11 protein-coding genes, 1 tRNA gene and 1 pseudogene are annotated in these 14,176 nt (G+C 71.7%); 9 read left to right on the forward strand and 4 right to left on the reverse strand.

All coding sequences use genetic code 11. From position 1 onward, the window contains the following. Positions 1-28: 28 nt before the first annotated feature. Positions 29-691 (forward strand): aggregation-promoting factor C-terminal-like domain-containing protein, encoded by a 663-nt coding sequence (locus tag ACZ60M_RS14330; RefSeq protein WP_465418139.1) that lies wholly within the window; start codon positions 29-31, stop codon positions 689-691. 72 nt (positions 692-763) lie between these two features. On the opposite strand, the pseudogene ACZ60M_RS14335 reads toward ACZ60M_RS14330, so the two are convergent. Further along, positions 764-1,345: pseudogene (locus ACZ60M_RS14335) on the reverse strand (DUF998 domain-containing protein); the annotation flags it as partial. Between the two features lie 144 nt (positions 1,346-1,489). Here ACZ60M_RS14335 and ACZ60M_RS14340 point away from each other — a divergent pair. The 6 genes from ACZ60M_RS14340 to ACZ60M_RS14365 all read left to right on the forward strand — a co-directional run bounded on the left by ACZ60M_RS14340 (position 1,490) and on the right by ACZ60M_RS14365 (position 10,617). Beyond that, positions 1,490-3,274, forward strand: a complete 1,785-nt coding sequence (locus ACZ60M_RS14340) for a thioredoxin domain-containing protein (protein WP_465418141.1) — start codon at positions 1,490-1,492, stop codon at positions 3,272-3,274. Between the two features lie 111 nt (positions 3,275-3,385). Continuing rightward, complete coding sequence (locus tag ACZ60M_RS14345; protein ID WP_465418143.1) at positions 3,386-5,071, forward strand: ABC transporter transmembrane domain-containing protein; 1,686 nt, start codon at positions 3,386-3,388, stop codon at positions 5,069-5,071. Beyond that, positions 5,071-6,822, forward strand: coding sequence for an ABC transporter ATP-binding protein (locus tag ACZ60M_RS14350; protein ID WP_465418144.1), 1,752 nt, complete (start codon positions 5,071-5,073; stop codon positions 6,820-6,822). The genes ACZ60M_RS14345 and ACZ60M_RS14350 overlap by 1 nt, the downstream gene beginning before the upstream one ends. A gap of 158 nt (positions 6,823-6,980) precedes the next feature. After that, a complete protein-coding gene (locus tag ACZ60M_RS14355) occupies positions 6,981-7,880 on the forward strand; it encodes an alpha/beta fold hydrolase (RefSeq protein WP_465418146.1) in 900 nt (299 codons plus the stop codon). A 145-nt stretch (positions 7,881-8,025) separates the two neighbouring features. Continuing rightward, positions 8,026-9,318, forward strand: a complete 1,293-nt coding sequence (locus tag ACZ60M_RS14360; protein ID WP_465418147.1) for an MFS transporter — start codon at positions 8,026-8,028, stop codon at positions 9,316-9,318. Between the two features lie 339 nt (positions 9,319-9,657). Next, a complete protein-coding gene (locus ACZ60M_RS14365) occupies positions 9,658-10,617 on the forward strand; it encodes an NmrA/HSCARG family protein (RefSeq protein WP_465418149.1) in 960 nt (319 codons plus the stop codon). 57 nt (positions 10,618-10,674) lie between these two features. Here the strand turns inward: ACZ60M_RS14365 and ACZ60M_RS14370 are convergent, their stop codons facing one another. Further along, a complete protein-coding gene (locus ACZ60M_RS14370) occupies positions 10,675-11,778 on the reverse strand; it encodes an alpha/beta hydrolase (RefSeq protein WP_465418150.1) in 1,104 nt (367 codons plus the stop codon). Further along, positions 11,775-12,146 carry a DUF6069 family protein gene (locus ACZ60M_RS14375; protein WP_465418152.1) on the reverse strand — a complete coding sequence of 124 codons (372 nt, stop codon included), beginning with the start codon at positions 12,144-12,146 and terminating at the stop codon, positions 11,775-11,777. Before ACZ60M_RS14375 ends, ACZ60M_RS14370 begins: the two co-directional genes overlap by 4 nt. Positions 12,147-12,277: 131 nt before the next feature. Between ACZ60M_RS14375 and ACZ60M_RS14380 the strand changes: the two genes are divergently transcribed. Then, on the forward strand, positions 12,278-13,393 hold the full coding sequence (locus ACZ60M_RS14380; RefSeq protein WP_465418154.1) for a sensor histidine kinase: 1,116 nt from the start codon (positions 12,278-12,280) through the stop codon (positions 13,391-13,393). Continuing rightward, positions 13,381-14,034, forward strand: coding sequence for a response regulator (locus tag ACZ60M_RS14385; RefSeq protein WP_465418156.1), 654 nt, complete (start codon positions 13,381-13,383; stop codon positions 14,032-14,034). The genes ACZ60M_RS14380 and ACZ60M_RS14385 overlap by 13 nt, the downstream gene beginning before the upstream one ends. A gap of 48 nt (positions 14,035-14,082) precedes the next feature. On the opposite strand, the gene ACZ60M_RS14390 is transcribed toward ACZ60M_RS14385, so the two are convergent. After that, a tRNA-Ala gene (locus ACZ60M_RS14390) sits at positions 14,083-14,155 on the reverse strand. Positions 14,156-14,176 lie beyond the last annotated feature (21 nt).

A 14,176-nucleotide genomic window follows, 5' to 3' on the forward strand; every position in this document is an offset into this window, starting at 1 on the left:
GGCGGTCTTCTTCCTTTGGAGCCACCCCATGATCCCGAAGCTGACCCGCTACGGGGCCCGGATCGCCGCCCTCGTGGTGCTCGCGGTCGCCGCCCTCGTCGCCGTCTCCGCCATCACCGACGACCCCGCGAAGATCGACGCCGACCACCCCGGACAGGCCGCCGCCGAGCAGCAGGCCGAGGCCGAGGCGGCGTATGAGGAGGCCCGCGGGCACCACCGCGACTACATCGCCGCGACCGCCGGGGCCGACGTCAACGTCAAAGCCGCCGCGGTCTACGAGTACGCGGAGGACAAGGCGAACGGCCTCAACGACGCCCAGGAGGACGCCGACGAGGCCGCCGCGATGAACACGAACCCTACGTCAGTCGACATCCCGTCCAGCTGCGACGAGTTCAGCGGGAACAAGGCGACCGGCTGCGCGCTCACCCTCGAGGCCGGGTACGACCTGGAGCAGTTCGCGTGCCTGGAACTGCTGTGGGACAAGGAGTCCGGCTGGAACGAACTGGCCGAGAACTCGATCGGCGCCTACGGCATCCCGCAGTCCTACCCCGGGAGCAAGATGGCGTCCTTCGGCGACGACTGGCGCACCAACGCCGTCACGCAGATCCTCTGGGGCCTGGACTACATCGAGCGGCGCTACGATGCCCCCTGCGGCGCCTGGGCCGAATCCGAGGCCCAGGGCTCCTACTGAGCCCTTGAGCCAGGCGCCCACGAACACCAGCGCCACCAGCTCCATGCCCACGGTCGTGCGCTGCAGCAGGCCCGCGGCGAACGCGCCGGGCTCGCGCGGCACGCCGAACCACTCGGCGACGTACGGGGCCGAGCAGGCGACGAGGGCGACGACCGCGATCCAGCTGGACGCGAGGACCGCCTTCCGGGTCTTCGCGGAGCAGTCGGAGTGCTTTTTCGCCCAGCGGGCGAAGGCGAGGCCCATGACGGCCATGGTGCTGAACGCGCAGAACGCGGCGTAGCGGTGGATCGCGGAGATCAGCGAGACCTCGGGGAGGCCGGGCGGGTCGGTCGGGAAGACCGCGACGAGCGCGAGAAATGAGGCCCAGACCAGGAGCATCGGGCTGAGCCAGCGGGGGGCCTCGACGCGGCGGGCGACGGCGGCGAACGCGGCCGCGCCGAGGCCGAAGAGCACGAGCGCGACGGGCAGGAGCCAGCCGAGCGGGGTGTAGAGGTGGAGGCTGATGACGACCTCGACGGGGTTGAGGCCGGAGGTCGCGTGGAGGACGACCATCGCGGCGAACCCGGCGCCGAGCGCGGTGAAACCGGCCGTCGTCAGTCCCTTGAGGGTGGTCGCAGTGTCGGCACTGTCGCCAAGGGGCGCATGAATGATCATGCATTAAGGCTCGCGAAATCGGGGCTTGAAATCAGTGACGAAGGCACCCGAATCCCTCCCCCCGCCAGCACCCGGCCGGTGGTACCGCAGGCCCTACCTTCACGGTCGCGCTCGCTTCACTGCCGGGTGTGCGAGGCTTGAGGGGTGAACGAGTTGGCGGGAGCCCTGTCCCCGTATCTGCGTCAGCACGCCGCGAACCCGGTGGCGTGGCGCCAGTGGAGCGCGGCGGCGCTCGCGGAGGCCGCCGAGCGCGACGTCCCGGTCCTCATCTCGATCGGGTACTCCACGTGCCACTGGTGCCATGTGATGGCGCACGAGTCGTTCGAGGACAAGACGGTGGCGGACGCGGTCAACTCGCGGTTCGTGGCCGTGAAGGTGGACCGGGAGGAGCGCCCGGACCTCGACGCGGTGTACATGCAGGCGACGATGGCGATCACGGGCCAGGGCGGGTGGCCGATGACGGTGTTCGCGTTCCCTGACGGGACGCCGTTCTTCGCGGGCACGTACTTCCCGAAATCGCATTTCCTGCGGCTGCTCGATGCGGTGCACACGGCGTGGACCCAGCAGCGTGAGGAGCTGACGAGCCAGGGCGCGGCGATCGTCGAGGCGAGCGCGCGCTCGGGCCCGGCGTTCGCGGACGTGACGGTGGCGTGCCCGCTGGACGGGCCGTGCCCGCCCGCGCCGCCGATCCGCACGGAGCTGCTGGACCAGGCGGCCGCGGCGACGCTCGCGTCGGCCGACACCGTGAACGGCGGGTTCGGGGCCGCGCCGAAGTTCCCGAGCGTGCCGGCGCTGCGGTTCCTGTGCGACGCGTACGTGCGCACCGGCGATGAGCGGCTGCTGGGGCATGTGAGGCTGACGGCCGAGCGGATGGCGCGCGGCGGGATCTACGACCAGCTCGAAGGCGGTTTCGCGCGGTACAGCGTCGACGCGGGGTGGACGGTGCCGCACTTCGAGAAGATGCTGTACGACAACGCCGAGCTCTTGTGGCTGTACGCGCGGCTCTATGGCGAGGGCGAGCTGTTCGCGCGGGTCGCCGACGAGACCGCGGTGTTCCTGCTGGACCGGTTCTCGACCGCCGAGGGCGGGTTCGCGGCGGCGTTCGACGCGGACACCGACGGCGTCGAGGGCCTGACGTACGTGTGGACCATGGAGGAACTCGAAGCGGTGCTCGGCGACGACGCCGCGTGGGCCGCCGAGGTCTTCGGGATCGACCCCTCGAACCCGAACTTCGAGCACGGCGCGAACGTCCTCGAACTGCCGCACGACCCGAGCGACAGTGCCCAGTTCAAGGACAGCGCCCGGTTCGAGGCGGTGCGGCACCGGCTGCTCGCGGCCCGGCGGCTGCGCACCCAGCCCGGCCGGGACGACAAGGTCGTCGCGGCCTGGAACGGCCTCGCGATCGCGGCGCTCGCCGAGTACGCCTCGCGCACCGGCCACCGCGACTCGCTCCTCGCGGCCGGGAAGGCCGCTGAGCTGCTGCTGCGCGTGCACATCGGCGCTGACGGGCGCCTGGCGCGGGCCTCGCTCGACGGGACGGCGTCGGAGGCTCCGGGCATCCTGGAGGACTACGCGGCGGTCGCGCTCGGGTTCCTGCGGCTCGGCGGCGAGTGGACGCAGCGCGCGCAGGGGCTCATCGAGCAGATCCGCGAGCACTTCACGGACTTCGAGGGCGGGTTCTACGACACGGCCGCCGACGCGGAGGCCCTGGTGACGCGCCCGGCGGACGTGCACGACGGCCCGACCGCGTCGGGGTGGGCGCTGGCGGCGGCCGCGATGCTGGAGGCGTTCCAGGTCACGGGCGACGAGACGTACAAGGACGACGCGTGGCGGGCGGTGGCCCGCGCCGAACCGGTGATGGCCGCGAACCCGCGGTTCACGGCGGGGCTGCACGCGGCGGCGGAGGCGCTGGTCCGGGCGCAGCGCTGAACCGCTAGTCGGCGTGCAAGAACTTGCAGGCCAAGCGGGTTGTGAATCACACTGCGCTTCGTCGTATATCTGCTTGCCGCCCGGCAAGGGCCGTGCCTACGTTTGTGAGTTGTGAAGCCCAACCCTCTGCGTCCCCCCGCCTTGTCCCCCGCGGACATCCCGGCCGACCCGTGGAAGTACCTCTGGTACGTCGCCCGCGCCCAGACCGGCCTGGTCGCGCTCGGGTTCGTGCTGCTCAGCGTCTCCGGCGCGGCCTGGATCCTGCTGCCGTGGACGATCGCGAAGATCATCGACGAGGTGCTGCTGGCGGGCTCGGCCGAGCCGCTCGCGCAGTGGTCGGTCGTGCTCGTCGTCGTCGCGATCGCGTCCTCGTGGGTGTTCGTGGCCGGGTACCGGTCGCTGTTCATGGCCGAGTCGCACGCGCGCGTGCGCACGGTCCGCAACCTCACCGACCACCTGAACCGGGCCGGGACGGGCGTGCGCGGCGCGATCTCCCCCGGCGAGATGGTGAACCTCTCCACTGAGGACGCCCACAAGACCGGTTCGTTCATCTTCCAGCTCGGCTTCGGCTGGATGGGCCTGGTCATGACGGCCGTCGGCGCGGTCCTGCTGTGGCGGGCCAGCCCGCTGCTGGGTCTGACCACGCTCGTCGGCGTGCTCCTCATCGGGTTCGTGGTCGGGCCGGTCCTCGGCCGCCTGCAGCACCACCAGATCGCGTACCGGTCCTCGGTCGCCACCCTCACGGGCCAGGCGAGCGACGTCGTGGGCGGCCTGCGCGTGCTGCGCGGCGTCGGCGGCGAGGCCCAGTTCTCGCAGCGGTACCGGGCGGCGTCAAGCGAGCTGCGCGAGGCCGGGTACGGCGTCGCGACCGCCGACTCGTGGGTGCAGGGCCTCCGGGCGAGCCTGCCGCTCGCGCTCATCGCGGCCGTCACGTGGGTCGGCGCGCGCCTGGCGCTGAACGGGACCATCAGCATCGGCGAGCTCTCGGCCGCGTTCGGCATGACCGCGCTCGTCGCCCAGCACTCCGGTGCGATGATCGGCATGGCGCAGGCCGTGATCGCCGCGCAGGTCGCCTCCCGGCGGCTCACCGCGTTCTTCAACACCGAGAGCGACATCGCCGACGAGGGCACCGCCACCGGCGCCTCGGGCGCGCTGCGCGACCCCGAGTCGGGCCTCGCGATCGAACCGGGCCGCCTCACCGTCGTCGTCAGCGCCGAGGCGAAGCCCGCCGAGGCCGCGATGGAGCGCCTGGCCCGCTACCGCGAGTCCGGAGCCGAATGGGGCACCGCGAACCTCGCCGACCTCGCGCTCGACGAGGTGCGCGAGCGCGTGCTGCTCCTGCGCGACGACTACCTGTTCGCCCAGACCCTCGGCGAGACCCTGCGGGTCCCAGAGGAACGCGCGCTCATCGCGATCAGCGCGGCGGGCGCGGGCGACGTGCACTCCAGCCTCGGCTCGACCATGGACGGCGAGGTCCATAACGGCGGCAGGAACCTCTCGGGCGGCCAGCGCCAGCGCCTGCGCCTCGCGCGGGCCCTCGCGGCCGACGCGGAGGTCCTGCTCGCGGTCGAGCCGACGTCCGCAGTTGACGCGCACACCGAGTCGCTGATCGCCGAGCGGGTCGCCGCGGCCCGCACCGGGCGGACCACGGCGGTCGTGACGGCGTCGCCGCTGTGGCTCGCGCGCGCCGACCAGGTGGCCTGGCTCGTGGACGGCAAGGTCCGCGCCACCGGCAGCCACGCCGAGCTCTCGCTGCGAGACGAGTACCGGTCCCTCACCTCTAGGCAGGAGTCCTGATGAGCGCCAAAGCAACTGCCGGCCGCCTGCCGGTGGCGGACCGGGCCGCGATGGTCGGGGCGATCAAGCGGCTGGTCCTCGCGGACAAGCGCGCGTTCGCCGGGGTCGTCGCCCTGTACGTGCTCGCGGCCGGTGCGGGCGCGGCCCTGCCGGTGATGCTCGGCGCGGTCATCGACGGCATCGGGACGGGCTGGACGGCGTCCCGGGTCGACCTGGTGTGCGGCGTGATCGCGGCGTGCGTGGTCCTGCAGCTGGTGCTCATGCGCACCGGCCGCCGCCTGGGCTACCGGCTCGGCGAGCGCGCGGCCGCGCGCCTGCGGGAGTCGTTCATCGACCGGGTGCTGCGGCTGCCGCTGGGCACGGTGGAGCGCGCCGGGACCGGCGACCTCGCGACCCGCACGTCCGGGGACGTGGGCGCGGTGGCGGAGCTGCTGCGCAAGACCGCCCCTGAGGTGGCGGTCGCGATGATCGAGGGCACCGTGATCATCGTGGCGGCGTTCGTCGTGAACCCGCTGCTGGGCCTGTTGTTCGTGGTCGGCATGCCGATGCTGTTCATCGCCGGGCGCCGGTACCTGCGCAAGGCGAGCCCGGTGTTCCTGTCTGAACGTGCGGCCATGAGCGAGATCGCCGAGACCGCGACGGCCTCGGCCGCCGGGGCGCAGACGGTGGCGGCGTACCGGATGCAGGAGGAGCGCGGCGAGGCCGGGTACGCGCGCGCCGCGACGCACATGGAGCGGCTCAAGGGGATCGTGCGGCTCCAGACCTGGTTCTTCCCCGCGACCGACCTGACGTTCCTGACCCCGGCCGTGGTCGTCACGATCGTGGGCGCGTTCTGGTACCTCAACGACTGGGTGACGGTGGGCGAGGTGGTCGCGGTGGCGATGCTGACGCTGCGCCTGGACGGCCCGGTGTTCCGGTCCATGATGTCGCTCAGCGAGTTCCAGATGGGCGGGGCCGCGATGGCCCGCGTCGAGGGCGTGCACCTCATGCCCGACGAGGTCCGCGAGGCCGAGCCCGACGGCGCCGAAGTGCGCCTCGACGACGTGACGTTCGGGTACGGCGACGGCCCTGATGTGCTGCACGGATTGCGCCTGCACCCCAAGCGCGGCGAACGCCTCGTCGTGGTCGGGCCCTCGGGCGCCGGGAAGTCGACGATCGCGCGGCTCGTGGCCGGGATCGACCGGCCGCGCACCGGAGCGGTGACCCTCGGCGGCGCGCCCGTCGCCGATATCCCGCTGGAAGTGCTGCGCCGCAAGGTGATCCTGGTGACCCAGGAGCACTACATCTTCACGGCCAGCCTGCGCGAGAACCTGAACCTCGCCGCACCGGAAGCCGGTGACGAGGCGCTGCTCGCGGCGCTGGAGACGGTGGACGCCCGCTGGGCGGCCGACCTCCCGGAGGGCCTGGACACGATGCTCGGCGACGAGCACCACCAGCTGAACCTCGCTGAGGCGCAGCAGCTCGCGCTGGCGCGCGTGATCCTGGCCGACCCGGACGTGGTGATCCTGGACGAGGCGACGGCGGGCATCGACCCGGGCAGCGCGGGGAACGTGGAGGCGTCGCTCGCGGCGGCCCTCAACGGCCGCACGGTGATCGCGATCGCGCACCAGCTGCAGGCGGCCGAGTCGGCCGACCGGATCGCGGTGGTCCAGGAGGGCCGCATCGCCGAGGAGGGCAGCCACGCCGAGCTGCTCGAAGCGGGCGGCGCGTACGCGAGCCTGTGGTGGGCATGGAAAGGCGTGGCGGTTTGAGCAGCGGCCCGGGGCGAACGCCCCGGGCTGTTCCACGTATGGCGGACATGCGTGGAAGCGCAGTGCAAAATACCAGAAATTCGCATTTCGGATACTAGGGTGATCTCCCGTACCTGCGGCGGCCTCCGAGCCGCCGCGCATCTCGGACGGGAGCCTCCATGCCGCGCAACGCCGCCACCCCCCAGGAATACAAGCACCGCCTCGCGGGCTACACGTACTGGTCGCGGCGCACCTACTCCGACTCGCCCCGGTTCGCCCCCGTCGTACTCATAGGCGGTGCGCTGCACCGGAAAGAGGACTGGGGCCGGGTCGAGCAGGGCATGCTCGACCACGCCGACGTCATCTGCCCGGACCTGCCCGGCTGGGGCCGCGCCGACCTCCTGCCGCCCTACCTCGGGCCGGACATCCCCGCCGAGGCGCTGGTGCGGCTCCTCGACGACCTGGGCATCGAACGGGTGAACCTGTTCGCGGGCTCGTACGGCTCCTGCGTGGGCTACCGGCTGGCGCAGACCCACCCCGAACGGATCAGCCGCATGGTCCTCGCCGGGACCATGGGCGGCATCCCACCGGAGTCGCGCCCGATGATGCGGGCGTCCGTCGCCCTGGCGGAACGGGGCCCACGCGAGCGCTTCGGCCCCACCGCAGTCGAGGCCCTGATGAGCCCGCACCCGGACATCGCCTCGAAGGCCGTGGTCCGCCGCGTCCTCTCGATGCGGTTCGGCGCGGCCGACGACGCGGACCTCGCGAAGTTCATCGCCAACACGAACCGCCTGCTCTCGCGCGACCTCATCGACCCGTCGGTCCCGCCCGCCGTGCCGACCCTCTTCACCACCGGCGAGCACGACACCTTCACCACCCCGGAGCTGTGCCGCGACCTGGCGTTCACCTGCCCCGAGAGCTGGTACGTCGAGCTCGCCCGCGCCGACCACCTCATCCACCTGGAGCGCCCCAAGGAGCTCGTGGACCTCATGACCCGCTTCTTCGCCTGCGAGCCTCTGGCCGACCTGCCGTACGCCACCTGCGTCGAAGACCTCCGCCGCGTCCCGGCCGCCGTCTGACCGACACGCCCCGTCAGCGCCCGGGAGCAGGTCGCATTGACCCGCGCTCTCCTCTTGTCCTTTGTCGCCCAAGGGGTTTCAATGGGTGCGGACGCCGTCTCCCACGATCGGGCGGGGTCCTCCCGGCACACCGACAGGGGAGCACATGTCCGAGCCCACCGCGCGATTCCGCGACGTCCTCGCCGTCCGCGAGTTCCGATTCCTCTGGATCGCCCAAGCCCAGTCGCGCATCGGCGACCAGATCGCCCGCGTCGCCGTGGCCCTCCTCGTCTTCGAGCGCACCGACTCCGCCGCGCTCACCGCCCTGACCTACGCGCTGACCTACCTGCCGCCCCTGATCACCGCGCCGCTGCTCGCGGGCCTGGCCGACCGGTACTCGCGCCGCGGCGTCATGGTCGCCGTCGACCTCCTCCGAGCCGTCCTCATCGGACTCATGGCGATCCCGGGCCTGCCGCTGCCCGTAGTGGCGGTCCTCTTGGTCGCCGTCACCTGCCCCGAACCGCTGTTCTCGGCCGCCCGCGTCGCCACCGTTCCCCGTACGCTGCAAGGGAACCTGTACCCGGTCGGCATGAGCCTCCTGACCTCCAGCGACCAGATCGCGCAGATCGCCGGGTTCGCGCTCGGCGGCGTCGTCGTGACCGCCTACGGACCCCACCTCGCCCTGGCGGTCAACGCGGTCACGTTCCTCCTGTCGGCGGCCCTGCTCCAGTGGGGCATCGGCCCCCACCTGCCCGAACCGGACGGTACGAGCTCCCGCCGCGGCAGCGGTTTCGCCTTGGCGGGCATCAAGCTCGTGGTCGGCGACCGGCGCCTGTTCGCCCTCGGCGGCCTGGTGTGGCTGGTCGGCTTCTACGTGGTCGCCGAAGCGCTGGCGGTCCCTTACGTCGCCGAGATCGGCGCCGGGGACGGCGCGGTCGGCGTGCTCATGTCCTCAGTGGTCATCGGCACTGCCGTCGGCGCGCTGCTGGTGGCGAAGGTGAACACCGTGTGGCGGCGGCGGCTGACCGTGCCGCTGGCGGTCGCGGTCGGCGTCCCGCTCATGGTCACGGCCGCCGCACCGCCGCTGTGGGCCACCTTCGCGCTGTGGACGCTCGCGGGCGTCTTCCACGCCTATATCGTCCTCTGCCAGGTCCGGTTCGTGACATTCATTCCCGACGGCATGCGCTCGCGCGCCATCGGCTTCGCCGCGGCGGGCCTCCAGACCGCCCAAGGCCTCGGCATCGCGATCGGCGGCCTGCTCGCGGAACTGCTCGCGCCTTCGGTCGCGATCGGCATCTGCGCCGCAGCCGGTTCGCTGGGCGCGCTCGCCATCGGCCTCGCCTCCCGCATCGGCCGGGCCGAACCCGACGTCACACCGCCCGCAGACGATGCGCCCGCCGAACCGGACGTCCCGGCCCAGCGCAGCGGCGAACCGCTGCCCGAACACACCGCGAACTGAGACGTCCGGCCCGGACCGGAAGATCCGGGCCGGACGCGCGCCACACTCGAATACTTGACACATCATCAATCCAGCGTTAGCGTAGATGATGCGTCATGAATCTCCGCATCGAGATAGATGACGAATCAACTATCGTTCTCGAAGGTGGAAGACCATGAACCTCGTCCTCTGGATACTGGCGGGCCTGCTCGCCGCGGTCCTCACCAGCATCGTGCTCCTGGCGCTCGCCCCCGTCGTGGCCTGGGGCCGCTTCGGCCCGCACGCCTTCTAGCAGACCCCGCCGGGGACGAGACCCAGACCGACCGGGCGCCGCCCGGCACCGCACAGAAGGGCACCATCATGACCGAGCAGCAGACCATCGCAGTCGTCGGCGCGACCGGGCAGCAGGGCGGCGGGCTCGCCCGCGCGATCCTCGCCGAGCCCGGCTCTGCCTCCAACTCAGGGTTCGCCGTGCGCGCCATCACCCGCAACGCCGCCTCCGAGAAGGCCCGCGAACTCGCGGCCCTCGGCGCCGAAGTCGTCGAGGCCGACCTCGACGACGAAGCGAGCCTCGCCAAGGCCTTCGAGGGCGCGTACGGCGCGTTCCTCGTCACCAACTTCTGGGAGCACTTCTCCCCCGACCGCGAGTACGCCCAGGCCGGCAACCTCGCGCGGGCCGCCGCGAGCGCGGGCGTCGAGCACGCCGTCTGGTCCACGCTGGAGGACACGCGCGACGCCGTCCCGCTCGAGGACGACCGCATGCCGACCCTCCTGGGCCGCTTCAAGGTCCCGCACTTCGACGTCAAGGCCGAGGCGAACGCCCTGTTCACTGAAGCCGGGGTCCCGACCACGTTCCTGCAGACGACCTTCTACTGGGACGGCTTCGCGCAGGGCTTCGGCCCCAAGCGGCAGGAGGACGGCAGCGTCGTCCTCGCGCTCGCCATGGCCGACGCGAAGCTCGCCGGGATCGCCGCCGAGGACATCGGCCGCACCGCGTTCGGGATCTTCAAGCGCGGCAAGGGCCTCGCGGGCACCACGGTGAGTATCGCGGGCGAGCACCTCACGGGCGCCGAGTACGCCGCCGCGTTCACCGAGGTCCTCGGCGAGCCCGTGCACTACTTCCCGGTGCCGTTCGAGGGCCTGCGCGCCGCGGGCTTCCCGGCCGCCGAGGAGGTCGGCAACATGTTCCAGTACTACGCCGAGTTCGACGGCGAGTTCACCGGGCGCCGCGACCTCGCCGCCGTCCGCGAGCTCAACCCCGGCCTGAAGACGTTCAAGGCCTGGCTGGCCGAGAACAAGGACGCCTTCGCCGGAATCTGATCCGCGCGAAGGAACGAGCAGAGGGACCGTCCCCGCGGGGACGGTCCCTCTGCTCGTTCAGCGCATCGACGCGGTCGCGACGGCCCTGGTCGCGAAGGCCTCGATCGCGTTCACGACCGCCGCGAAGCGCGGCGAGGGGAACAGGTCGTAGCCGTGGTGGCCGCCGGGCAGCTCCGCGTAGACCACGGGCTGGTCCGAGACCTGCCGCATCCCTTTCGCGAAGCGCCGGGCGCCTTCGGGGTGGACGACGGTGTCGTTGGCGCCGTGGACGATCAGGAACGGCGGGGCCTCAGCGTGGGCCTTGGCCAGCGGGTCGCTGTCCGGGTCGCCGTCGAAGTAGGGGCCGTAGTAGCCGCCCAGGCCGACGACCGCGGACACCGACGTGTCGACGTGCTCGAAGCCTTTCTGGAACCTCGGGTCGCCGGGCGTGAGCGCGGCCAGCGCCGACATGTGCGCGCCCGCCGAGGAGCCCGAGAGGACGATCCGGTCGGGGTCGGCGCCGTATTCGCGGCCGTGCTCGCGGACCCAGGCGATGACGCGTTTGGCGTCGTGGAGGTGGTCCTCGAAGCCCGCTTCGGGCCGGAGCCGGTAGTTGGCGCTGATGGTGACCCAGCCCTGCTCGGCGAGGTGGTGGAGCAGGGGCCGGGCCTGCGAGTTCTTATAGCCCGTGGCGTAGTAGCCGCCGTGGAAGTGGATCAGGACGGGCGCGTTCACGGGGGTGGAGCGGTGTCGGTAGAGGTCGAGGCGGTTGCGCTTTCCGGCGGGGCCGTAGGCGATGTCGGCGATCCGCTCGACCGAGCGGGGCCGGATCGCGAAGGGGTGCAGGAGGAACCGCCAGATCGGCGGGCGGGGCGCGATGCGGATGTCGCCCATGGCGTCCTGCATGAGCTTCTGGGTGTCCATGCCGCGCTTGATCGTCAGTGCCACGCAGGCCGCGCCGAGGAGCGCCGCGACGATGGTGACGGGGTTAGCGAGGTCGCCGTCTACGTAGGCGAGGGCGGTGCTGGCCGCGAATGCGGCGGCGGCGAGGAACGGCAGTTCGATGACGGTGATGCTGGCGAAGAAGACGGCGGTGCCGAGCCCGATCGACATGCGCGGCAGGCGCACCATGGGGATCGCGAGGACGAGCAGGCCGATGAGGTAGCCCCAGGGGAGGTTCATCGCCGCACCATCCCGGCGATGAGGACGGCGCCGGTGGCGACGTGCATGCCCATGAGGACGAGCATCGCGGCGGTGGTCTCGGCGGCGAGCGGGCCGGTGAGCGAGAGGGCGAGTACGGCAGAGGCGGTGACCGTCCAGATGAGACCGGCGCGGGCGGTGAACTTCTCGAGGAGGGCCAGGAGCCCCCAGGCGGCGAAGCCCATGATGAGGCTGGCAGTGGCGATGAGGACCGGTCCGACGGTGAGCGGGGTGCCGCCCTGGTCGACGACGAGGTCGACGTTCCCGAGCGGGGAGGCCGCGGCCCAGAGGGCCAGATCGGCTGCGGTGGCGGTGAGGACGGCGGCCAGGCGCCGGGTTCGCTTGTTCATGGGGACCAGTCTCGTTGGCGGCGAGGGGTTCTGGCATCGGTCCGGTAGTCCTTTGCTCCCCTGCCGCCGAAGGGGGCGTCTCCTACTTTCGGAGGTGACGGCCGCGCCGCCCGCGCGGTTAGCATGTGCCCGTGATCGTGCGCCGAAAACCCCGTCCCGTCGAAGTGGCCTCGCTCGTCGGGGGCGTCTCCGTGCTGACCGCACTATCGCTGTGGTCGCGTACCGACCTGGGGCCCTTGGACTTCGCGGTCGCGGCGCTGTGCGTCGCGGCAGCGTTCGTGCAGGTGTGGAGGCCCGTGTCCGGCGCTCTCCTCGCCACCGTGCTGGCCGTGCTCTCGCCGGTCGCCACTCCCGCTGCGACGGTCGGCGCGCTCCAGTCGGCGTGGCGCGGACGCTTCCGCACCGCCGTCCTAGTCGCGGTCGCCGGGATCGCGGCGCACCTCCTCCAATGGGTGTGGCATCCGAACCCGGCGCTTGAATTCGAATGGTGGGCAATGCTGGTCACCGTGGCCTACGGCGCGCTCCTGGGTTGGGGCACGCTCGCCCGCAACCACCGCGAACTGGTCTGGTCCCTGCGTGAACGCGCCGACCGGGCCGAGGCCGAGCAGGGCCGCCGCGTCGCCGAGGCCCGCGCGGCGGAGCGCCGCGCGCTCGCCCGGGACATGCACGACGTGCTCGCGAACCGGCTCTCTCTTGTCGCCACTTACGCTGGCGCACTGGAGTTCCGGCCCGACGCACCGCCGGAGAAGACCGCTGCCGCCGCCGGGGTGATCCGTGAAGGCGTGCACCAGGCCCTCGAAGAGCTGCGGCAGGTGATCGGCCTCCTCCGCCTGGACGACGAGGCTGCCGCGGGCGGGCCCGTGACAGTAGCCGACTTCGAGAAGCTGATCGAAGAGTCAAGGGCAGCAGGCCAACCCATCCATATCACCAGCGACCTCACCGCCGATCTCCTCCCGCCGACCATAGGCCGCACCGCATTCCGCGTACTCCAAGAAGGACTGACGAACGCCAGGAAGCACGCCGCGGCACAACCGGTCGAAGTGCGCATGACCGGCAGCCCGGGCAGCGACCTGGTCATCGAAACGGTCAACCCCGTTCCCGCCCAACCAGACACCCCGCCAATCCCCGGGAGCGGCCTGGGCCTGGTCGGGCTCACCGAGCGGGTCCGGTTGGCGGGCGGGCAACTCGACCATGGGCGAAGCGACGACCGCTTCCGTTTGCGGGCCCGGCTACCATGGCCGACGTGATCCGCTTGCTCCTGGTCGACGACGACGCGCTGGTCCGGGCCGGGTTGTCGATGATGCTCGACGGCACCGGCGACATCCACGTCATCGGCGAGGCGGGCGACGGCCGCGAGGCCCTCACCGCCGTCGACGCCCACGCCCCCGACGTCGTCCTCATGGACCTCCAGATGCCGCACGTGGACGGCATCACCGCCACCCGGCGCCTCCGCGCCCGGCCCGGCGCGCCCGAGGTGATCGTCCTGACGACCTTCGACACCGACGAGAACATCGTCCACGCCCTCCGCGCCGGCGCGAGCGGCTTCCTCCTCAAGGACACCCCGCCCGCCCAGATCGCCGACGCCGTCGCCCGCGTCGCGGCCGGGAACCCCATGCTCTCCCCCGGCGTCATGCGCCGCCTCATGGACCGCACCGTCGCCCAGACCGGCGCCTACGACCGCGCCCGCACGGCCCTCGCCGCCCTCACCCCCCGCGAGCACGACGTCGCCCTCGCCATCGCCAACGGCCGCTCCAACGCCGAGATCGCAACGGCGCTCCTCATGAGCGTCACCACCGTCAAATCCCACGTCTCGAGCATCCTCACCAAGCTCGACCTCGACAACCGCACCCAGATCGCCCTCCTCGCCCACGACGCCGACCTCGTCTGAAGGCAACGAAAAAGGCCGCAGGTCCAAAACCTGCGGCCTTCTCATCTGTGGAGCTTAGGGGATTCGAACCCCTGACCTTTTCATTGCGAACGAAACGCGCTACCAACTGCGCCAAAGCCCCTTGCGGCGACAAGGTTAGCAC

The sequence above is a fragment of the Glycomyces sp. NPDC050141 genome (assembly GCF_055586545.1).

Excerpts from the sequence above, each read along its gene's own strand:
- ACZ60M_RS14330 (WP_465418139.1), top strand. The coding sequence starts at position 29 with ATGATCCCGAAGCTGACCCGCTACGGGGCCCGGATCGCCGCCCTCGTG.
- ACZ60M_RS14350 (WP_465418144.1), top strand. The coding sequence starts at position 5,071 with ATGAGCGCCAAAGCAACTGCCGGCCGCCTGCCGGTGGCGGACCGGGCC.
- ACZ60M_RS14355 (WP_465418146.1), top strand. The coding sequence starts at position 6,981 with ATGCCGCGCAACGCCGCCACCCCCCAGGAATACAAGCACCGCCTCGCG.
- ACZ60M_RS14360 (WP_465418147.1), top strand. The coding sequence starts at position 8,026 with ATGTCCGAGCCCACCGCGCGATTCCGCGACGTCCTCGCCGTCCGCGAG.
- ACZ60M_RS14365 (WP_465418149.1), top strand. The coding sequence starts at position 9,658 with ATGACCGAGCAGCAGACCATCGCAGTCGTCGGCGCGACCGGGCAGCAG.
- ACZ60M_RS14370 (WP_465418150.1), bottom strand. The coding sequence starts at position 11,778 with ATGAACCTCCCCTGGGGCTACCTCATCGGCCTGCTCGTCCTCGCGATC.
- ACZ60M_RS14375 (WP_465418152.1), bottom strand. The coding sequence starts at position 12,146 with ATGAACAAGCGAACCCGGCGCCTGGCCGCCGTCCTCACCGCCACCGCA.
- ACZ60M_RS14385 (WP_465418156.1), top strand. The coding sequence starts at position 13,381 with ATGGCCGACGTGATCCGCTTGCTCCTGGTCGACGACGACGCGCTGGTC.